Raw genomic sequence first — 21,436 nt, forward strand, 5'->3', positions numbered from 1 at the left:
CGATGGCGACAGGCAACGTCCGGCGTAAAGCCGTCATTATCGTGCTGGGCAGTGTGCTCGTGCTGCTGATTGCAACGGTAGCGACGCTGACGAACAACCTGAAGTTCATTAATCCATCGACGACCGAGGAGATCTTTGTCTTCACCGGCCTGTCGGCGGTCGTGTTTCTGGTCTTCGTGTTCGTGTTGCTTCTGCTGGGGCGCAACGTTCTGAAGTTGTATGCGGATCAGCGCAGCCGGGTGATGGGTAGCCGCCTGCGCACCCGGATGCTTTGGGGAGCGGTGTTAGTGAGCCTGCTGCCCATCGCGTTCATGTCGCTGTTCAATTTCGTGCTGATGAACCGCGCCGTCGATCACTGGTTTTCGAAGCCTGTGACCGAGATGCGTGACGACAGCAACCAGATGGCATTGGAGCTCTCGCGTTACACGGCGGCAAACGCCCGGGCAGAGGCGGACTCGATTGCAGCGTCCATCGGAGGTTCTCCATCGGGACTCGCGAGGGATCTTTCTCTGCAAGGCACAGAGCTTCGGCCGGTACTTAGCCAGCACGAGATCACGCTGCAGGGCGGCTTCGCAATCGTTTACCGTGATGGCCGGGAGCTGGCTTCATTCCATGTTCCCGCTGAAAAGGGCGAGGCGACCGAGCTGAAGGTAAAGCCGTGGCCTTCCGGTCCAATCGATGAGGAAGAACAAGGGCACCCAGCGAGTGGCGGGGAACACGCTGCGAGCGATTCGGCGCGTGAGCGGACAGCCCCATCGGCGACACAACCGGCGACTGAAGCGACAATTCTTGCAGCGGCCCAGCGGACCGATCTTCCGCTCTTCAGCATTGGAAATACGGACTATGCTCTAGGCCTGGCGGGCATGAAGGAAGGCGGCTTGATCGTAGTAGGACTGCCGATGCCCTACGGTCTTGCTGCAACCGTGGCTCGACTGCGCGCGGACGCCGACGGCTACTGGACGCTATTTCGCGCGCGTCGACAGATTCGCGCCGTGTACATGCAGCTTCTATTGATGATCACCAGCCTCGCGCTCTTTGCTTCGAGCTGGCTGGCGCTGCATCTCTCGAAGCAGGTGACCAAGCCGGTAGAGGCGCTGGCTGATGCGATGGACCAAATCGCCGCAGGTGATTATGCCCACCGCGTGCAGGAGAGTGCGACCGAAGAGCTGGGCGACCTGGTGCACAGCTTCAACCGTATGGTGGGCGATCTCGAGAGCAGCCGGGCGCAGGTGCAGGAGTCGACGGTCCAGATCAGCGAGGCGAACGCGGCGCTTGAGGCACGGCGGAGCGAGCTGGAGACGATGCTGGAGACGATCCCGAATGGCGTGGCGACGCTCGATGCAGAACGAAGGATCGTGCTGGCCAACCGGGCTCTGAGCGAACTGATCGATCCCGGAGGCCAGCGGCCGTTCCTGGGGATGCGGATCGAAGAGGTCTTCCCTGCCGACGTGCTGGAGGTTCTGGACCGGCTGATGCGGCGGAGCCACCGGATGGGATCGGCATCGAGCGAACTGGAGATGACGGCAGCCAACCACGACCGCGGCAACGGCAAGCTAAACCTGCTGGCTACGGTAGCTCTGCTGGAGGATGTGAGCGGCGGAGAGCGGTCGGTGCGCGGCTACGTTGTGGTGTTGGAAGATGCCACGGAGCTGTTGAACGCGCAGAAGCAGTCGGCGTGGAAGGAAGTCGCGCGGCGCGTAGCCCATGAGATCAAAAATCCTTTGACGCCGATCTCTCTTTCGGCTGAGCAAATTCATCGGCATATCGGTCGGCTGGGAGAGACGCTGGCCGGGCATCAGATCGTGTCGCCCTCGACTGACGTGATCAAGCGCTGCAGCGAGGTGATTACATCGTCGGTCGAGAGTATGCGGTCGCTGGTGGACCAGTTCGCGGCGCTCGCTGAGTTCCCCACCGCTCGACCTCGCCCTGCTGACCTGAACACCATCGTCGAGAACGCCCTGGCGATGTTCGCTGGGCGGATGCAGAATATCCGGCTGACACAACGTCTCGGCAAAAATCTCCCGTTGGTAATGGCCGATCCTGAGGCGTTGAAGCGGGCGCTGGGCAACCTCATCGACAACGCGGCAGAGGCGATGCAGGCGAGTCTGCTGCGCGAGATGCGGGTGACGACCGTGTTGCTCGAGAGCGGCATGGTGGAGTTGACGATTGCAGACACCGGCAGCGGGCTGACGGACGAGATGCGGGAACGGCTGTTTCTGCCGTATTTCTCTACCAAACAACGCGGCACCGGTCTGGGCCTGGCGATTGCGGCGAAGATTGTGCAGGAACACCAGGGAAGCATCCGTGCGGAGAAGAACATCCCGGCGGGGGCGAAGTTCATTGTGGAACTGCGGGCGGCGACGGCAGGTGACGGCGACCCGGCGACGGTCGAGACAGAACAAGTGGAATCAGTTTCAGAGGTGCGGGTTTGAACCATGTATTGATCGTCGACGACGAGCAGGAGATCCGCGAGTCGCTCGAGAGCATTCTGCGCGAAGAAGAGTACCTGGTGACTACAGCTGCGACGGCGACCGAGGCAATGGCTCTGTTAAGGGATGCTCCGTACGACGTGGTGCTGCTGGATGTTTGGCTGCCGGATCGCGATGGCCTCGACGCGTTGGGGGAGATTCGCAGCCTCGAGCATCCGCCTGAAGTAGTGATTATCTCAGGCCATGGGACCATCGAGGCGGCGGTGAAAGCGACCAAGCTGGGAGCTTACGACTTCCTGGAGAAGCCGCTATCGCTGGAGCGAACGCTGGTCGTGCTGAAGAACGCAACGCAGGCGCGGAAGCTGCGTGAAGACAACGCTGAGTTCGCGCGTCAGCTTGCCGTGAAGGGCACGGTGACCGGGCAGAGCGTGCCGATGAAGGCTCTACGGCAGCAGATCAAGCTGATGGCTCCGACGAACGGGCGGGTGTTGATCTATGGAGAGAGCGGGACGGGAAAAGAGCTAATCGGTCGGGCGATGCATGCCGAGAGCCTACGGAAAGATCGCGTCTTTGTGGAGCTGAACTGCGCGGCAATTCCCGAGGACTACATCGAGACGGAGCTGTTTGGCTATCGCAATGGAGCGGGACCAGGTGGCGGTGCTCCAGGCAACGGCAGGCCGACGGAGAAGCGTGGGACGTTCGAGCGCGCGGACGGAGGGACGCTGTTTCTGGACGAGGTCGGCGACATGAGTCTGAAGACGCAAGCGAAGGTGCTCCGGGCGCTCGATGAACAGAGGTTCCTGCCAGTCGGGGCATCGCATCCGGTGCATGTCGATGTCCGGGTGATTGCGGCGACGAACAAGGATCTCGAAGAAGAGATTGCGCGAGGAAACTTTCGCGAGGACCTCTTCTACAGGCTGAACGTGATTCCCTTCTACGTGCCGCCTCTGCGTGATCGGAAGGAAGATATTCCGCTGCTGGTCAAGGAGTTTCTGCTTGAGTTCGGGCAGCAGTATGGGCGGGCGAGGGTGGAGATGAGCGACGACGCATTGGCCACTCTGAAGCAGTATCACTGGCCGGGGAACGTGCGCGAACTGCGGAATCTCGTCGAGCGGGTGCTGATTCTGAACCCGAAGATTCAGCGCCTCGATCGCAAGCATCTGCCGGCGCTGGTGTATCGCGAGGCGGGCAAGACTTCAAATGGCAACGGGCGCGGCGAGGAGTTCGCGACACTGCTCGAGGCACGCGAGGCGTACGAGCGGGACTACATCCTGAAAAAGCTGGATGAGTGCCACGGCAACGTGAGCCGAGCAGCCGAAGGACTGGGGCTGGAGCGAAGTCATCTCTACCGGAAGATGAAGGCATTGGGCGTAACGGTGAAGGAGTAACTACCTAATCTCGTTTTCGAGCTGAAGAAATAGTCTGCGTCTACGTGAACCGAATTCGCCTGCGTAACTCCGGCAACAAAGAGTTGGCCGCTGCTGGAAAGGTGCAGGTGGCCTAGGCGAGTATCACGGTGCGCTTGCCGCAGGTGGCAGCAAGGTGGAACGAGGCAGCCGCTCGCCGGGAACAATCATCGCTGTCTGACATAGCGGAAGGTACGGGGTTCTGCGCCTGGACCCGAGACGGTGAAGTTGCAACGCTCCAGGATGCGAATAGATCCGAGGAGTTCGGGGTACGTGTGGGCGATCACGGTCGAAACGGCATTCTGGGCTTCGATCCATGCCAGCATGGCCTTCGCGGCTTCGGTGGCGTAGCCGTGGAGGCGAAACTCGGGGAGGATGGCGTAGCCGAACTCGGCCTCGGAGCGGTTGGAGGGCCAGCGGAAGGCACCGGTGGTGCCAATCAAGACTGGCTTCTCTTGATCTTCAGAGCGGAGAAGGATGTAGCGGTGCCAGTCGATGTCTTCCGGATGTTCGGCGAAGGTGGAGAGGAGGAGCTCGAAGACGTGGGGCTCCCAGTCGGCATGGGGCCACTCGGCGGGAACGCGGCAGTTGAGGATGGAGGCGAGTGTGCCGTCGGCGGCTTGCTCGGAGCGCAGGGCCTCGGGGGTGATGGCTATGAGTTCAAGGCGTGGCGTGGTGATGGTTTCCGGCACGGAGTAATCGTACATCCGGCGCAGGAGGAGAAGCGGTCTCGCTGCGCTCGATGCCCACCCATGCAATAAAGCTGCATGGATGGGGCACCCGATGTGGTGGAAGATTTGACCTATTCAGCCCTGAGTGGGAGGCGGCGGGCCACCTTCGCGGCGGGCCGGGGCTGGGGTGGCGGTTGGGTCGACGGCTACGACCATGTGGGCTTGCATGCCGGACTGCGGCTTGCCAGCTTCGAGAAACTTCAGGGTTGAGACGGAGGTGTCGCCGTGCTGGCCGTTGTAGACGCCATCCTCTGCGATGGTAGTGCGGTGGATCTTATGGCTGGCATAGGGCTCCTGCTTCATCAGGTCTAAAGAGACCTCTTCGGGGAAGAAGACCTGGCCGACGTGCGAGGTGTGGCCGACAAGATAGGTGCGATGGCTATCGGCGAGGCCGGTGTGACCGCCCAGACGAACCTTGAAGTGAACATGGTTGGTGCGGCCTTGATAGAAGCCGGGGAAGACGGTCTGGAAGCTGACGCGTCCTTCTGCGTCGGTAAACTGGATGCCGCGGAGAAAGGTGAGCTTATCGGTGGCTGGGGGACCTTGCATGCCGCCCATTCCATTAGGAGGAGGGCCGCCGGGGCCGTGGTCGCCGGGAGGTGGGCCGGGGTGGCTGGGATCGAAGCCCGGCGGAGGCCCGCCGGGGACACCCGGTCCACCAAATCCGCCGGGGCCGTCGCCGTCCATGGGGTTGTTCTTCGTGTAGCCCGCGTAGAGGCCGAGGGCGTCGCAGTGCCAGACGTCGATGGCGGCGTAAGGCAGCGGTTTGCAGGTGCGGCTGTCTAAGACGAGTAGATCGAGAGCCAGGGGAAAGCCTCCTTTGTTCTCGCGGATGTCGCGGCGAATCATTTCGTTGGCCACGTAGTAGGGCCCGACCTCCTGCTCGGCTTCTAGCTTGCAGACATCGGGTGCGGAGGCGAAGCCGAGGGCCCACGCGGCTCGTTGCAACTGCAGTGTGGTGGCGAGGCCTACAGCTCCGCGGACGAATAACCGGCGAGATAGCTCGTTCAAATTTGGTTTCCTGGCGGCGGTAGCCGGTTTGTTTTTAGACGGCGGCTGCCGGTAAACGATTGCCAGGAATGGCCAGGATAGGGGCGAAACCAGATCCTCCGACTTCGTCGGAGGATGACAAGCTTTATGGGAGAGGCTTGCCGATGGGCTACTCTTCCGCAGCTTGTTTGGCGGCGATTTGTTCCAGCTGGCGGCGCCAGTCGAGGTCTTCCACGAAGGATTGCTTGCTGCGCCAGTCGTCCTGGACTTTGACGAAGAGTTCGAGGAAGACGCGGGTGCCGAGTAGCGATTCGATGTCCTTGCGGGCGGCGGTGCCGATCTCCTTGAGCATGGAGCCCTGCTTGCCGATGAGGATCGCCTTCTGGCCAGTGCGCTCGCAGAAGATGGCGGCGGCGATCTTGGTCAGTGGGAGCTTGGCTCCAGCGGGGCGCTTCTTGATCTTGCCCGTCTCAGTGAGTTCAGGAACAGGCTCTTCGAACTTTTCGACGACGACAGCGGTGGCGTAAGGGACCTCTTCGCCTGTCAGCAGCAGTATTTTCTCCCGGATTAGCTCGGCGACGAGGAAGCGCTCGGGCTGGTCGGTGAGCTGGTGCTTGGGGAAGTAGCGTTGGCCTTCGGGGAGCTGGGCGACGACCTTGTCGAGAAGGAGGTCCAGGTTGATCTTCTTGCGGGCGGAGATGGGGATGACTTCCGCGAAGTCATAGAGAGCAGACCAGTGCGCGATGAGCGGCATCACCTCGCCGGGGGAGATGGCATCGATTTTATTGAGGAGCAAGAGGACCGGGCAGACCTTCGTCTCTTTGCTCAACCTTTGGATCAGCGAGAGGGCGAAGTTGTCTTCGGCGGCGGACTCCGCCATGCGATTGGCGGTGAAGGGCTTAGGTGTTCCCTGCCCTTCCTTCTTTTCAGGCTGGGGCAGGCGGTGGGTGACGTCGACGATGAAGAGGACGCAGTCGCGGGATTCAAGCGCGTCGTAGACCTCCTGCATCATGCGCTTGTCGAGATGGGTCTCGGGCTTGTGGATGCCGGGGGTGTCGACGAGGACAATCTGGGCGGCGGGGTGGCCGGGCTCGCCCTTTGCCTTCTTCTTGAGCGGGACTTCGAGCACGCCGTGGATGCGGGTGCGCGTGGTCTGGGGCTTGTGCGTGACGATAGCGAGCTTCTGGCCGAGCAGCGCGTTAAGCAGCGTGGACTTGCCGGCGTTGGGGCGGCCGATGATGGAGACGAAACCGGAGCGAAAAGGCATTCTTTCTATTATGCGCTGTGGGTGGGGTCGTGGCGGTCCCACGCATCACGATGAGGCCGTGATGCATGGGGCACAGATTTTGAACAACGCCGGGCTTATTCTTGGGCAGAGGGATTAGAGAGGGCGACCCGGATACGGTCGATGCGGCGGTCGGTGGAGGCCAGGACCTCGAGACGGAGACCGTCTTCTTCGACGACTTCGCCGCGCAAAGGGATGTGGCCTGCGATCTCCGAGACCAGGCCACCAAGGGTGGTGGACTCGTAGTGCTCGGGCAGGCGTAGGGCGGTGGGCTGGTCGGAGTCGCGTGCGAGTTCACGGGTGATGACCTCTTCTCGGGCGTTGGGGTCTTCGGAGTCCGAGTCGGAGTCAGTCTCAGCGTGAACTGTCGTTGAGACCACGGCGCGGCGTTCGCCTGAACGGCGGTCCGAATAAGCTAGCGGAAGGGCAGCGGAGCGGCGATCGGCGTTTGTGCGCGCTTCTATAGCTGAAGCGTCAGAAGATTCAGGGGCGATCGCGGTGTCGGACGGGTCTTCCCTGTCGGCGAACCGGGCGTCGAACTGCGGCTGGAAGAGGTCGCGGAGCCGGGAGATCTCGAAGCTGCCGGAGACGATGAAAGAGCCGTCCGGTTCGGCGACGGGGGCGTCGTCGTCTTCCGTCTCGTCGTGCTCGTCGGAGATGTTGCCGACGATGGCCTCGATGAGGTCTTCGATGGTGATGAGGCCGGCGACGCCACCGTATTCATCGATGACGATTCGCATGTGCTGCTTCTCGCGCTGCATCTCGCGGAGAAGCTCGTTGACTTTCTTAGTCTCGGGAACGAAGGCCGCGGGCTTCTGCAGTTGCGAGACAGTGAGCTGGCCAGCCTCGGTATCGAGCACCTGGAGTAGATCGTGGGCGAAGACGATGCCGGTGATGTTGTCGAGCTGGCCGGAGAAGACCGGGACGCGGGAGTAGATGTTCTCTTCGAGCGACGCTGTGAAGACTTCGAGCGTCATTGAACCTTCGACGGCGTAGATCTCCGGGCGTGGCGTCATGACTTCGCGAACGACCTTGTCGCCAAACTCCACAACGGAGCGAACGAGTTCGCGGTCGGACTCTTCGAGGATGCCCTCTTCTTCACCAGCTTCGAGCAGAGCGTCCATGGCTTCCGACGGGTGATCTTCTTCGGTGGTGTCTTCTGGCTCGGCGAGAGCTGCGATGGAGAGGAGCAGTCCCATCAGCAGGGTGACCGGAAGGACGAGGTAAAAGAGGGCTTCGAGCAAGTAACGGATCTTCGCGATCCAAAGACCTCGGGTCCGGGTGAAGAGAAGCTGCGGCAGGAGGCGATCGAAGATGACGATGAGCAGGACGAGCTCGATGATGGTGCGAGCGATGTCCGCGAGATGCGGGGTGCGCGTATAGACGGGGACGAGCGAATTGGGGCTATAGAGGCGCAGGCCGGAGAGCATGGCCATGGCGGCAAGCGAGAGCTGGCGCAGGACCGAGGCAGAGAGGGCGATGGACTCGCGTGCGAGGTGGAGGCGCGGCTCGACGACCTCTTCCCAGGCGTCGATGTTGTCTTGGTACTCGCGGGCGAGAAACTTGCCCATCTCGGAGTAGACGCGGTCGACGTAGGCGGCAAGAAGGAGGACGCCAAGCAGGATGACGAGCGAGAGGAAGTAGGCGGCGTTCATCGAGTGGCCCGCTTCCTGCCGGTTGCTTTCTTACTAGCCCGTTTGGCGGCGGTCTTGCGCGGGGCCTTTTTACTGGTGCGAGCGGAAAGCAGACGCGGGGATTCTTCGCTGCGCTCAGAATGACGGGTTTTTGAGATACGTGGCGACTTCTTTGCGGAAAATTCACTTCGCCGCGTACTGACGGACTCTGTAGTGACGCGGGCTATGAGGCTGACGGGGAGTTTGAGCGCGGAGCGAAGTTCTGCTTCGCGGGCGGCCATCTGGCCGGAGTCGGTCTCGTGGTCGAGACCGGAGAGGTGGAGCAGGCCGTGGAGGATGAGGATGCGGAGCTCATCGGGGAGAGTGTGGCCGAACTGGGTGGCCTGGCAGGCGGCGGTTTCGAGCGAGATGGCGAGGTCACCGGCGTGATGGTCTGCGATCTCGGGCGGCGTAGGAAAGCTGAGGATGTCGGTGGCTTTGTTCTTGTTGCGGAAGGCGCGGTTGAGGCGTTTCAGTTCGGCGTCGGAGGTAAGCAGCACGTCAACTTCGCCTTCCAGGCCGACGGCGGTGCGGGCGCGGTTCAGGAAACGCGAAAGGGCAGGCTTCGAGAGCGCGGCGGCATCCGGGACGAGCGCCTGGGCTTGCGGGTCAATGGAGATCATTTGGTGAGTGCGCTCGGCAGGGCGTGGACGGGCTGGTCAGGCCGTTTGTAGACGCGAACGTAGTCGACGAGCATCTGCTGGGGGAAGATGGTGGTCTGGTCGGGATTGCCGGGCCAGTCGCCACCTACGGCGAGGTTCAAAAGGATGAAGTATGGGTGGTTGTAGACCCAAGTGGCTCCGGCAGGGAGATCGGCGGGAGTGCGCTCGGCGACGAGATGGTCGTCGAGGAAGAACTTGATGTCGTTAGGTGCCCATTCGAGGGCGTATAGATGAAAGGCGGTGTCCACGCGCTGGCCTTCGGGTAGGGTGAATGCCCTGGTAGGGCCTTTGTCGCCGCTGTATCCAGGGCCGTGGATGGTGCTGTGGCTGAGGGTCGCCTCGCCGATGTTTTCTACGATGTCGATCTCGCCCGATTTGGGCCAACCGACGGTGTCGACGTCGTCGCCGAGCATCCAGAAGGCGGGCCAGATGCCTTTGCCCAGAGGCATCTTTATGCTGGCCTCGAAACGGCCGTAGGTCTGGGCGAAGATCCCGCGGGTGAAGAGGCGGGCGGAGGTGTAATGGCGGGTGGTGCCGTCGGGACGAGTAGTGTCCTGCTTCAGCGCCGAGAGGACAAGCTTTCCGTCTTCGACGTGCGCGTTCGCGGGGTTGCGGGTGTAGGTTTCGAGCTCGTGATTTTGATTGTCGGAGAGGTCGAAGGCCCACTTCTTGGGATCTGGGGCCGAACCATTGGAACCGTTGAACTCGTCGGACCAAGTGAGGTTCCATCGCGGGGATTGCGCCGGGGCGCTGAGGGCGCATGCGAGGAAGAGCGCCAACGCGGAGAGAGCGGAGATGAAGCGCGTACTTGGAGGGTCGATGGTCATCATCGGTCGCTGTTTAGATGGTATCGCATGGGTAGGGCCGGGCGGGGTTAGGAAAGCAAATGCGGGGGTCTCTCCACTGCGCTTCGCTTCTGTCGAGATGACATTTCTATCGGAGAAGAGAAAAGCGGTTCGTGCTATGCACGAATGCCCACCTTAGTCGCGATGAAACTGCGACGAAGATGGGGCACCCGGTTTGTGGCTTTACTGAGGTTTGGAGATTGCGTGGGGCGGTTCGGCAAGCGTTGAGCCTGGCATGCCGGTGTCGATGCCGAGCGGAAGCTGCTGCTGCGTGCGCCCGTAGCTGTCGTAGGCGCGGACGATGCGCTGTACGAGCTGATGGCGGACTACGTCGACGTCCTCGAAGTGGCAGAAGCGGATGCCTTCGACGCCGGAGAGGACATTGAGGGCTTCGAGTAGGCCGGACTTCTTGGGATTGGGCAGGTCGGTCTGGGTGAGGTCGCCGGTGATGACGCACTTGGAGTTGTTACCGAGACGGGTGACGAACATCTTCATCTGCTCGGTGGTAGTGTTCTGGGCCTCATCCATGATGATGAAGGCGTCAGCCAGGGTGCGGCCGCGCATGAAGGCGAGCGGGGCAACCTCGATGACGTTGGACTCGAGCATCTTATCGACCTTGATGGGGTCGAGCAGATCATAGAGCGCGTCGTAGAGCGGGCGGAGGTATGGGTCGACCTTCTCCTGAAGCGACCCCGGGAGAAAACCGAGGCGTTCGCCGGCTTCCACAGCGGGGCGGACGAGGATGATGCGGCTGACTTTCTTCGCCATGAGAGCAGAGACGGCCATGGCGACGGCAAGGTAGGTCTTGCCAGTTCCAGCTGGGCCGAGGCCGAAGGTCATGTCGGACTGCTCGATGGCTTCAACATACTTGCGCTGGTTTGGGGAGCGCGGCTGAACCATGCGCTTTACGCCCGCCGACCGTTGCTTGCCGGATTCGACGAGGGAGCGCAGGCTGACAGTGGGATCGGCGACGACCAGCTTCAACATGCCGTGGAGTTCACCGTTGTGGAGGTTGACGCCGGATTTTCGGAGGTATTCGAAGTCGGAGAAGACGCGCGCGACTCGTTCGATGGCGTCGTCTGGGCCGGTGACATGAATGGCGTCGGAGCGTAGGTCGATGGTCACGTGCAGGCCATCTTCAAGGAGGCGAAGGTTTTCGTCGCGGGTCCCGTACAGGGGCTCAATGCCAGGCGTGATGTCGAGGGCTCTTTTATTCAATTAGTGATCTGACCTCCGTCAGGGAGTTGCAGGTGAGGGCGTGCGCAAAGTTGCTGCCGAAGATATCGGCAGAAAGCGGGTATGAGTTATGGGATGAGTGCGGCGGGCAGCCGGATGGCTGGCGGTGAAGCTTGTTCTCGGGTTGGCGGGAGGTGCCAATAAGAGTCCGAATGGGGAGAGAGTAGAACTAACGGATGTGGGAGTCAAGCCAATTTTTCTACCGCTTTTGTGGGGTTTTATCGGAATGGATCTGGTTTCGGTGATAGGCCACAGTGGCTGTCCATTGGTGGACAGTGCTTTGCGGCGCCGGACACCGCACAACTCGCGTCCGACGAGCGTTTACAGGTAAAACCGATTTCTTTGAGCAAGTTGCCGATCCCGGACTATGGTTTTCGAATTGCACAAGAACGTATCGAACCCACTTTTGCAAACCGGAGGCACGCGATGAGCAACTTGCTGCAGGATGTGAGATTTGCGCTTCGCCAGATGAGACGCTCCCCTGGGTTCGCCATCACGGCGGTACTCACACTGGCGTTGGGGATCGCCGCAAACGTGATTGTTTTTGGGGTTGTCGATGCGTTGATTCTGCGGCCGCTGGATGTGGATCGGGTGGACCGGGTGCGGCAGGTGCAGCCGCTGGGGACAGGGTACCCGGTGTTTTCCTACCCGGAGATTCGCGAGTTGCGGGAGAGCAACACCGTGTTCTCAGCCGTGGCGGCGGAGGTCTCGCAGAACTTCGGAATGGAAGCGGATGGACTGACGCGGCCGGTGTGGGGGCTCGAGGTGAGCGGGCAGTACTTCGAGGTGATCGCTGTGAAGGCGGCGATGGGGAGACTTTTGACGAGGTCGGACGACGACCATCCTGGAGCCTCGAACGCCGCGGTCATCACCTGGGCGACGTGGAAGACGGAGTTCAATGGCGACCCGAACATCGTCGGCGAGATGATCCGGTTGAACAAGCAGCCATACACGATCGTTGGCGTGACGGCTGAGGGGTTCCATGGGACGGAGACATTTCTGCAGCCGGGGATCGTGGTGCCGATGGCGAATGAGGAGTCGCTTGAAGGGGTCAGCTGGCTGGACCGCTGGAGCGGAAGAAACATCTTTGCGATGGCGCGCCTGAAGGACGGCGTCACCGATGCACAGGTAAAGGCCGACCTGGACGCGATCGCAAACCGGGTGCGGCACGGGCATCCGGTGGAGGAAGAGAAGCTTGGCTACAGGCTGACGAAGCCGGGGCTGATTGGAGACTACCTTGGCCGACCGGCGCGTGCGTTTCTGTCGGCGGTCTTGGGGCTGGGCGGAATCGTGTTGCTGGCGGCTTGCGCGAATCTGGGTAGCCTGTTCGCGGCGCGAACCGCGGACCGGACGCGGGAGATTGCGATCCGGATGGCGGTGGGATCGAGCCGGTGGCGGGTGGTGCAGCAGGTGCTGGTGGAGGCCGTGGTCATCTCCTTGTTCGGTGGAATGCTTGCATGCGGGCTGGCATGGATCGGGTTGACCGAGCTGGCGCGGTGGAATCCGCCGAGCGATTATCCGATCCGCTTCCAGGTGACGCCGCAGCCGTCCTTAATCTTGGTAGCGCTGGCGGTCTCGGTGGTGGCGGGGCTGGTCTTCGGCGTCATGCCGCTGCGGCAGATCTTCAAGACCGACCCGAACGAGGCGATCAAGAGCGGAGGACAAGGGCTGGCGGGACGGCGATGGGCGCTGCGCGATGTGCTGCTGGCGCTGCAGATTGCGCTGTGCTGCGTGACGGTGACGGCGGTGTTTGTGGCCCTGCGCGGAATGACACGGGCGCTGACGATGGACCTTGGATTCAATCCGAAGAATGTGACGCTGACGCGGTTCGATGTGAGCCAGGCGCAGTACAAAGACGAGGCAGCGGAGCAGTTTCAGAGACGACTGCTGGAGCGGGTGGCGGCAATGCCGGGGGTGAAGGCGGCAGGCTATGCAAACACGACGCCGCTGGCAAATCCTTCGACTACGGACGTCTACGCGCAGCAGACTACAGACATGCGCCCGTCGAACGTTGCGTTCGCTTCGTTTATCTACCAGGTTTCGCCGGGATACTTCAACGCCGCCGAGACGCGGATGTTGGCGGGGCGCGATGTGAGCTTTACGGATACGGCGAAGACGCCGCGCGTGGCGGTGGTCAATCGGGAGTTTGTGAAGAGCTTGCTGCACTCTGTCGACGTCAATGCGGCAATAGGCCGGTACTTCAAGAACCGGAAGGGCGAGCTGGTGCAGATCGTCGGCGTGGTCGAGAACGGGAAGTATTTCTTCCTGAGCGAAGACCAGAGCGAAGCGCTGTTTTATCCGATCACGCAGGCTCCAGACACGGCTACGGATCTGATCGTGCGAGCCGACGACGGCGCGGAGGGTGACATGGCGGAGCGGGTACGCGCCCTGATTCGGGAGATGGATGTGGCGATTCCGCTGCGCGCCTCGGAGTCGTGGAAGAGCTCGCTGGCCTTCAGCTTCTTCCCCGCTCAGGTGGCGACGGCAGCGCTGAGCGTCTTCGGAGCCTTCGGCCTTCTACTTTCGATTGCCGGAACGTTTGGCCTGGCCTCGTACACGGTGAGCAAGCGGTTACGGGAGCTGAGCATCCGGGTAGCGCTGGGAGCGCAGGGGCGGCAGGTGCTGCGGGCGGCGCTGGGAAGGATGCTGATACTGCTGGCGGGCGGTAGTCTCGTAGGGATTGGGCTGGGCGTGGCGACGGGCAAGCTGCTCTCGGCAGTGGTCTACCAGGCTTCGGCGAACGATCCGGTGGTGATCTGCGCCGTAGGGATGACGATGGTGCTGACGGGCTTGCTGTCGGTGACGGGACCGGTGAGACGGGCTTTGCAGATCGATCCAGCGAATGTCTTGCGGGAACAGTAGTGGGCTAGCTGGCGCTCCCGGAGAAAAGTTTGCTTGCTGGAAGGCGGCGGGGCACCTATTCTCGGGCGCATGGGGAAGATGGCCTGGCTTGGAATAGTTGCGGTGTTTGGGGTTCTGGCGACAGGATTTTGGGCTCTGGCGAGGCCGGTAGCGGCGGATGATCTGCGATCGATGATGGTCAGGGATGTGGAAAAGCTGCCGTCTACCGCGCCAACGATCACCGAGGCGTATGGGGCCGATCCGCTGCAGTTTGGCGAGCTTCGGATGCCGCCGGGAAAGGGGCCGTTCCCGGTGGCGGTGATCGTTCATGGGGGATGCTGGGTGAAGGGGTTCGCGACGCGGAGTTATATGTCTCCGCTGGCGAGCGAGTTGACGGCGAAGGGGATGGCGACGTGGAACGTCGAGTACCGGCAGATCGGGGACAAGGGTGCGGGGTGGCCAGGAAGCTATCTTGACTGGGCGTCGGCAACGGATCATCTGCGGGAGCTGGCGAAACGATATCCGCTGGATTTGAATCGTGTGGTGGCTACAGGGCACTCGGCGGGAGCGACGGCGGCACTTTGGCTGGCGGCGCGAGGGAAGATTGCGAAGGGGTCTGAGATTTGGGCGGCTGATCCGCTGAAGATCGCGGGCGTGGTGGCGATCGACGGGCCCGGGAATGTTCACGATTTTATCGGGCTGGACAAGGATATCTGCGGACAGCCGGTGATCCAGGAGCTGATGGGAGGGCTTCCGGCGGAGGTGCCGGCGAGGTATGCGGCGGCCGATCCGGTATTGCTTCTGCCGACTGGGGTTCCGACATCGCTGGTCGCTTCGATGGTGCTGGAGCCGGAGGCGGCGGAAGCTTACAGGAAGGCTGCGGAGGCGAAGGGCGACAAGGTGGAGGTGAAGGACCCTGTCGATGTGGGGCACTTTGGGATGATGTTTCCGAAGACAGAAGCCGGCGGGATGGTGGTGGGGCTAATTCTGAAGGCGGGTGGAATTGGGCGGTAGGGCGGGATTTGTGCCGGAATTGATTGACTGCGGCGGGGGAGTTCCGTAGACTTATGTTTGCGGCAGACTGTGGCGCGCGTTGGGCTGTTGTCTATAAAAGACTGGAAGCCAAGAGACGCGATTCGAGTAAGCCCAGGTCTGCATCCCAAATTTCACCCGTTCCTAACGGGTTCAGAAGAGAAGAGTTTATGGCAAATCATGTTTCGTCGTTGAAGCGCGCACGTCAGACCATCGTAAAGACCGCTGTGAACCGGGCCAACAAGAGCAAGCTGCGCGGCACACTGCGCCTACTCCGCGAAGCGATCGTGAAGGGCGACCATGCTGCTGCAACCACGCAGTACCGCGAAACCGCCTCGATCCTGGACAAGAGCGTACAGAAGGGTGTTCTCCACAAGAACACCGCGAGCCGCTACAAGAGCCGCCTGAACTCCCGCCTCAAGGCGATCGCGACCGCAAAGGCTGCGTAAGTTCTCTTCTCCGGCACGGTCCGGAGGACGACACGCAATCTCCAAGAAACACCATGCAGCGAACCATCACGGCGAAGTCATCCGTCGTGATGGTTCGCTGCGTTTCTATTTGGGATGAACTTCATTGCGATTCGATACTTTTGCCGAGGCTGGATCGTCTGACCGGGTAGACTCAGGCGAAGGCGCGGGGTGGAGTATGTGGCTGCGACGAATGGTGGCGGTTTGCCTGCTGATAACTGCGGCATCGTTTGCGCAGGGTCCGAATGGCGAGCAGAGAAAGCTCACCGTGTGGCGCGTGGTTCCAATCGGGCCGCCACGGGCGGTTTCGATCGCAAGTCTCTCCACCGAAGTGCGTTCACAGACATCAGGCAGCTTTGGCCAGACATCAGGAAGTTTCGGCAACGCTGCTGGTAACACCGGCCAGACGGCGGGATCGCTGGGCCAAACGGCGGGGAGCGTGGGCAGAACGGCCGGGAGCATTGGGCAGAGCGCGGGCAACTTCGGCGAGTCGCTGGATACGATTTCGGCTGCGGCCGAGGCGGCAAACGGATCGCTGGTCAGCGCGCCGATCGGGGCTGCAGCGGCGGCATCCGTCACAGGAACCACTTCGGTGCGACTAAAGCGAGATCCAGAGTGGGAGCGTTTTTCCAGCGAGTCAAAGGGCCATTTCGAGGTGACTTTCGAGGATGTGGGAGCCTCGGAACTTCGCGCCCGGCTGGATGCGGTAGCGGGCAAAGAGAATGCTCCCGATGTGCTGGTGACGCTGGGGCGTCCAAACGCGTGGATGTGGCGGGAGACACGCCTGACCGGCGGTGATGCTCTCAGGACGCTGGGGAGAGTTGAACCAATTCCGCAGATGGAGACGCCAGAGAGACCGGTCGATAGAAGCGCTGTAGCGGAGCTCTCAGTCATGGTCCATGCACCGCATCCTCTCGCAGCTCGGACGTTCGCGCTTTGGCTCCTGGACGAAAAACGTGATCTGCGGACGGATATTTTCGGGCGAAAGTATCCCCCGGTTCCGGTGATAGTGGCCAAAAGCGCCCTGGAGAGCGTGCTCTCTGGCGGCGGTGTGGGTAGCGCGTCAGATCCCGAGATGGTGCGCTTCAATTCCCTTCACGCACAGCTTATGGCTCTACTCCCCGAGGGCGGCGAGATACTTGGCGCGCTGAAGATCGACATCAACACGACAAATGCCGTGACGAATGGGCGATTCGCGGTCGTCGCGCTACGGGCGGTGGTGGAAGGCTCGGACAGCTTCGGGTCAGCCCACGCGGTGGTGGTGCTGCGCACCGATTCGGCTGGGAAGTGGAGGGTGCTGCAACTGACTCCGAACCTGCCCGTGGAAGAGCAGGATGAGGCGATGCGGGAGTTGGAATTGGGAGGCTTTGCCGCCCAGGTAGGACGGGACGCGGTGGAGAAGTTGACCAGCGTGGCGCTGGCTGCGCCGGTGGATGGAGATAATCGCTCGCCGGTTCCGGAGTTCTGGTGGGATAACCCCGGCGGCGGAACGCTACAGATCGTCGAGTGGCAGCGGAGCGAGGGGGTGGGCTTTTCGACCTCCAACATGTACTTTGTGCCCGGAGAGAACGGACATCTGCGAACACGGACGACGGGGCGGTTCGCCGACGCGCCGGGGGCGTACCGGTGGCGGGTGTGGTCGCTGGGCAACGGCGGGGCGGTGGCGTTGAGCAAGTGGCGTACGGTGAACATTGGTGCGCGGTAGGGCAAGCAAGGCAAAAACCGCAATGCGATACCGGCGTTGCGATTGCGTTTCGCCATGCCGTGTCAAATTGGGAGCGCTATAATTTCGCCACGGTGCATGGGTGGATATTGAGAGACATCTCCGTCGGCTTCCGTTCCTTCTTTCGGCTTTGCTCACGGTTGGAGTTGCTCTTGGACAGCAACAGTCTCCGGCGGACGGCGGCCCCGAGGTCGCGGCCCCGACCAATCCGAATCTGCTGGATCTGCCGATAGCGCCCAGCAGAGAACAGTCCATGGCCTACAAGGAGATGGACCTGCTCCGGAGGGATGGTTTTGCGTCGGCGCAGGCGGCGACAGTGTCGCTGCATGTGGCGGATAAAAAGGGAGTGGTCCCACACGGTCTAACGGATAGCGCCTTTAAAATGACCGTCAACGGAATCGTGCGCAAGGTGCGGGTACAGGCGCCGGGAGGAGCAACTCCACCGGAAGTTCCACTGGTGCTGCTGGTGTTTCCGCCCAACGACCCGATTGTTCACGGGATCGGAGTACGCGAGGCGAAGAAGTACTTTGGCGGTCTGGCCGATGAGGTATTGCCGTGGAAGGTCGGCATCCTGGACGCAGACGGTAGCCTGACACCCTTTACCAATGGACGTTCGCAACTTGTAGCGAATCTCGACTTCGTAGACCACACGATCGAGCCGATGCAGTACACCTCCTCGGCTCCCCTGCCGAAGCGATTTCGTTGGGAAGGAACATGGCTGCGGAAAGCAGAAGAGGCCATTGCGCTGATGCAGCGGTTCGATGGGCCAAAGGTCATCCTGGCCATGAATCCGGTGGGCGAGTCGATCTACGGCTTGAACGACCAGATCCTGGCTCATGATGGGCCGGAGGCGCTGGAGGGGATGACGCTGGCGATTGGCGGCCATATCTATGTAGCGAATGTGAGCGGCCCGGAAGTGATCGTCCCTTATGGCTCAGCCAGTCAGGACAGTGCCGCGCAAGGACGAAATCTCTTTCGAGGGCCGATCAGCGTTGCGACCCAACTCAGTGCGGCAGCAACGGTGGCGCAATATCGGACATCGGTAGTCATGCAGACGGCGAAGGACACGATGGGCGGATTTTCGAATTCGCTGAGCACGCTTGCCGGATATATCCATCGCGACCTGGACGAGAACTACCTGCTGACCTTCGATATGACGGCGGCGGACCGAGACAAGGGAACTCCGGCCGTAGAGGTGGAAGTTTCTGATCACCAGGAGCGGGTGACGATCGTCGACATTGCGGCGGTGGGAACGATCTACGACGGAGACCGCAAGGTGCTTTCGAAGGAAGTGCTGGCTCGAATCAAGCTGGAGGCGAAGAAGCCCATCGCGTCGCCAGACTTTCGGATCACGCAGCATGTCGACTACTTCCCTATCCGCGGCGGGCTGACACCGATGCTGCCGATGAGCGCCCTGGTGGAGTGGACAGGAAAGGGGCCCGCTCCACGGGAGTTGTCGGTCGCTGAGTCGGTTGAAGATGTGACGCTGGCCACCTCTGCCCTGGATCGAGAGGTCCAGGCCGGCTGGAATGGGCGGTTTGTCACCTGGGAGAGAGACGGGCATCTCCATCCCGGCCACTATGTGTGGCGGATAGCGATTCATGACGACCAGGGCAAAGTCTACTCCGTAGTCGAGCAGAAGGTGAACATCGAGAGTCCGCGCGGGGCGGCGATCATGGCGAGCAGCTTGATCGTCGGCAACTCGTGCTGGAAGAGCGTGAGTGCGGCCGGCGGTATGCGGCAGCGGAGTGAGCTCTCCGCCAAAGACGAGGAACAGGTTCATTTTGCGATTGACCCGATGAAGGCCGAGGATTGCAGAGTAAGGCCGGTTTCGCCGGAGAGGCTGTCTTCGGCGGATACGCTGCGGACGTTTGTACGGCTGTATCCAGCGGAGAAGCTGCGGAAGAAGGACGCGCCGGAGAGCTGGGCGGCAGTGTTTCTCTTGCGGTCGAATACGGGAGCCGTCGAGGCGCGGAGCGAGACGAAGTTCGTGGCCGACGGCGGCTCCGGATACCTGGCGTTTGTGCAGATGCCACTGGGCGGCGAAGGCATTCAACCCGGCCCTCACACCCTTGAGGTAGAGATGCGAGGGCCGGGGATTCATGGCGGGTTGAAGGAGTCGCGGCAGATCTCGATTGCGCCGGTTGCGGCGCGTTGATCTTCGGCAGCCGGTGGGATCAAGGGTCCTGCCTGAATCATTGAGGCTGGGCAGGCGAAGTTTGAGCAGGAAGGGGTTCGTAGAGGGTCGGCGGCTTGCGGCGCTTCTCGGGCTCGGGCGAAGTGTCATCGTTGGACTTCACAGGCTGGGTTGTCGCAGGTTTTGTTGCCGAGTTAACCGGGCAGGCGGCGACGGACTTCGCAGTGAGGTTGGCGCAGGCGGGTGCAACATCGGATGTGAGAATCGTTGCAGAGGAGCTTGCTGCGCCTTCGACCGGCGGGGCTGCCGTGATTGAACTTGGTTTCGCCGAGGGAGAAGTTAGCGGATCGCCAACGATGCGCCCTGCGGTCGTCTGGTCCGGCGACTCGGGTGTGCTATGGATCGTGTCGCCGACGATCTTGCTGTCAGCGTCGGTAGAACCGGGGGCTAAGGGCTTTGGGTTCAGAGCGTCTTTGATCTCCCGGAGGGAAAAGCGCATCGGGGCGGCGCTTGGAGGAGGTGCCATGGCCGCCTCCGTCTTCATCTCGGCCAGATCTTTCGCGGTGAAAGCGGGAAGCTTGAAGAGTTCAACCGCGGGATCGTGGAGAGGCTTTTCGCCTTTGAACTCGGGCGGTGCGGGGACGTCGTGAATGACGGCGAGGGTCAGGCCGTCTGGCGATAAAGCGTAATTCTGTCCGGCACGCTGGATCGGGTTCGCAACAGCGCGGAGAAGCTGCTTGCCGTTGTACATCTGGACGACGCGGATCTCCTGCGCTGTAAGCTGCGACGCGGAGGGCGTCTCTGATCCAAAGACGTTCGAAGTGGTGATCGTTCGTGAGAAGGCGAAGCGGCCCGCGGCAGGTGCCGAGGCAAAGGACGGATATGCCTGGGTGTCGGTGAAGTTAATCTGCCAGATCAAATCGCCGCGGAGATTGAAGCCTGCGAGGTCGAGAGATTCATCGGCACCCCGGCATCCATAGGTAACGAATTCACTATGGCTGATGAAGGTGGGGCGGGGATGGCAGCTGGTGGCGAAGTCGCCGAGATCCAGATCCTTCCCGGTGTAGGTGATGAAGTGGAATAGAACGCCGTCCTTGGATTCGGCGCGGGTCTCGAGGAAGCCCTCGGTCGTGAGCGGAATGCTGGAGACTTTTTCGGTGTGAATACGGGCAGCGAGCTGGGCGACGATGTGGGCCGGGTCAGAGTGAAGGAGATGGATGAAACTGATCTCCACCGGTGGCAGATTGGGAGCTAAGGCATTTGGATCGCGGCGGAGCAGACCGGTGGAGCGAGTGGGAGGCACGGACGGAGCGGCGCTGGGATCCGGAGCCGCTGTGGAAGACGGTTGCGTTGATACCTGCAGCATGGGATCGAGCGGAGCATGAGCCTTGGGCTTCACGGTCTCGATGGCGAGCAGGTCATGATCGGCGGAGACCAAGATGGCCTCGATGCGGCGACTGAAGTGGAGGAAGGACTCCTGCGCGAAGGGCTTGGCTGCTAGGTTTTGAAGCGGAGAGATGAGTGTAAGGCTATCGCGATTTCGAAGAAGGAAGTGACCGTCACCGAGGTTCCAGAGGTACTGACCAAGATCGTGGAAGCGCCACTCGGTCGAGGCGAGTTCGCGGCCCGATGGAACTTCGAGGAGAACAACCTTGACGGTGCGGTCTTCATCGTCGGCCGGGCACTCGGGAAGGCGTTGCATGAGGCGGGAGATGCCGAAGGTGACCAAGAGGTGGGTGTTGTCGACAAAGTCGACGGTGAGCATGGTCGCGCCCTGCAGGAGATAGCGCTCGGACACGGTCTGGAAGCCGAAGGGAGTGAGTGGGAGGCGTTGGGGCGGGTTGGGATCGCGGGCCATACAGAGCGGCGCGCAGAGCAGAAGCGCAGCGAACACAAGCTGCGGAGCGAAGCGGAGACGCGACACCGGTCGAAGATCGGCGAGGGGAGAGATCGCGGCGATGAGGTTCGAGAGCGGCATG

The 21,436-nt window shown here is 61.6% G+C and carries 15 protein-coding genes; 7 read left to right on the forward strand and 8 right to left on the reverse strand.

Translation table 11 applies throughout. From position 1 onward, the window contains the following. Positions 1 to 2: 2 nt before the first annotated feature. Both HDF16_RS04230 and HDF16_RS04235 read left to right on the forward strand, forming a co-directional pair. Complete coding sequence (locus HDF16_RS04230; protein ID WP_184213859.1) at positions 3 to 2,432, forward strand: sensor histidine kinase; 2,430 nt, start codon at positions 3 to 5, stop codon at positions 2,430 to 2,432. Beyond that, the gene (locus tag HDF16_RS04235) at positions 2,429 to 3,817 is read left to right on the forward strand and encodes a sigma-54-dependent transcriptional regulator (protein ID WP_184213860.1); all 1,389 of its coding nucleotides are present in this window, start codon (positions 2,429 to 2,431) and stop codon (positions 3,815 to 3,817) included. Before HDF16_RS04230 ends, HDF16_RS04235 begins: the two co-directional genes overlap by 4 nt. A gap of 185 nt (positions 3,818 to 4,002) precedes the next feature. On the opposite strand, the gene HDF16_RS04240 is transcribed toward HDF16_RS04235, so the two are convergent. The 7 genes from HDF16_RS04240 to HDF16_RS04275 all read right to left on the reverse strand — a co-directional run bounded on the left by HDF16_RS04240 (position 4,003) and on the right by HDF16_RS04275 (position 11,239). Further along, entirely contained in the window at positions 4,003 to 4,527 is a 525-nt protein-coding gene (locus HDF16_RS04240) for a GNAT family N-acetyltransferase (protein WP_184213861.1), read from the reverse strand. Between the two features lie 114 nt (positions 4,528 to 4,641). Continuing rightward, positions 4,642 to 5,577: an intradiol ring-cleavage dioxygenase gene (locus HDF16_RS04245; protein WP_184213862.1), complete on the reverse strand. Its 936-nt coding sequence runs from the start codon at positions 5,575 to 5,577 to the stop codon at positions 4,642 to 4,644. A gap of 148 nt (positions 5,578 to 5,725) precedes the next feature. Continuing rightward, the gene (gene era / locus HDF16_RS04250) at positions 5,726 to 6,823 is read right to left on the reverse strand and encodes a GTPase Era (protein ID WP_184213863.1); all 1,098 of its coding nucleotides are present in this window, start codon (positions 6,821 to 6,823) and stop codon (positions 5,726 to 5,728) included. Positions 6,824 to 6,918: 95 nt separating this feature from the next. After that, positions 6,919 to 8,496 carry a hemolysin family protein gene (locus HDF16_RS04260; protein ID WP_246408639.1) on the reverse strand — a complete coding sequence of 526 codons (1,578 nt, stop codon included), beginning with the start codon at positions 8,494 to 8,496 and terminating at the stop codon, positions 6,919 to 6,921. Further along, positions 8,493 to 9,137: an rRNA maturation RNase YbeY gene (ybeY, locus tag HDF16_RS04265; protein WP_184213864.1), complete on the reverse strand. Its 645-nt coding sequence runs from the start codon at positions 9,135 to 9,137 to the stop codon at positions 8,493 to 8,495. Before ybeY ends, HDF16_RS04260 begins: the two co-directional genes overlap by 4 nt. After that, positions 9,134 to 10,006, reverse strand: coding sequence for a glycoside hydrolase family 16 protein (locus HDF16_RS04270; RefSeq protein WP_184213865.1), 873 nt, complete (start codon positions 10,004 to 10,006; stop codon positions 9,134 to 9,136). Before HDF16_RS04270 ends, ybeY begins: the two co-directional genes overlap by 4 nt. A 198-nt stretch (positions 10,007 to 10,204) precedes the next feature. Next, on the reverse strand, positions 10,205 to 11,239 hold the full coding sequence (locus HDF16_RS04275; RefSeq protein WP_184213866.1) for a PhoH family protein: 1,035 nt from the start codon (positions 11,237 to 11,239) through the stop codon (positions 10,205 to 10,207). 444 nt (positions 11,240 to 11,683) lie between these two features. Here HDF16_RS04275 and HDF16_RS04280 point away from each other — a divergent pair, with 444 nt between their 5' ends. The 5 genes from HDF16_RS04280 (at position 11,684) to HDF16_RS04300 (ending at position 19,478) form a co-directional block, all read left to right on the forward strand. Next, positions 11,684 to 14,119, forward strand: a complete 2,436-nt coding sequence (locus tag HDF16_RS04280) for an ABC transporter permease (RefSeq protein ID WP_184213867.1) — start codon at positions 11,684 to 11,686, stop codon at positions 14,117 to 14,119. A 33-nt stretch (positions 14,120 to 14,152) separates the two neighbouring features. Further along, complete coding sequence (locus tag HDF16_RS04285) at positions 14,153 to 15,112, forward strand: alpha/beta hydrolase (protein WP_221312468.1); 960 nt, start codon at positions 14,153 to 14,155, stop codon at positions 15,110 to 15,112. 188 nt (positions 15,113 to 15,300) lie between these two features. Further along, positions 15,301 to 15,579: a 30S ribosomal protein S20 gene (gene rpsT, locus HDF16_RS04290; protein ID WP_184213869.1), complete on the forward strand. Its 279-nt coding sequence runs from the start codon at positions 15,301 to 15,303 to the stop codon at positions 15,577 to 15,579. A 124-nt stretch (positions 15,580 to 15,703) separates the two neighbouring features. Further along, on the forward strand, positions 15,704 to 17,302 hold the full coding sequence (locus tag HDF16_RS04295; protein WP_184213870.1) for a hypothetical protein: 1,599 nt from the start codon (positions 15,704 to 15,706) through the stop codon (positions 17,300 to 17,302). A gap of 100 nt (positions 17,303 to 17,402) precedes the next feature. Next, the gene (locus HDF16_RS04300; RefSeq protein ID WP_184213871.1) at positions 17,403 to 19,478 is read left to right on the forward strand and encodes a hypothetical protein; all 2,076 of its coding nucleotides are present in this window, start codon (positions 17,403 to 17,405) and stop codon (positions 19,476 to 19,478) included. Between the two features lie 37 nt (positions 19,479 to 19,515). Here HDF16_RS04300 and HDF16_RS04305 read toward each other — a convergent pair whose 3' ends face one another. Beyond that, positions 19,516 to 21,435 (reverse strand): hypothetical protein, encoded by a 1,920-nt coding sequence (locus HDF16_RS04305; RefSeq protein WP_184213872.1) that lies wholly within the window; start codon positions 21,433 to 21,435, stop codon positions 19,516 to 19,518. Between the last annotated feature and the right edge of the window lies 1 nt (position 21,436).

It is taken from the genome of Granulicella aggregans, from assembly GCF_014203275.1.
Lineage (GTDB): Bacteria > Acidobacteriota > Terriglobia > Terriglobales > Acidobacteriaceae > Edaphobacter.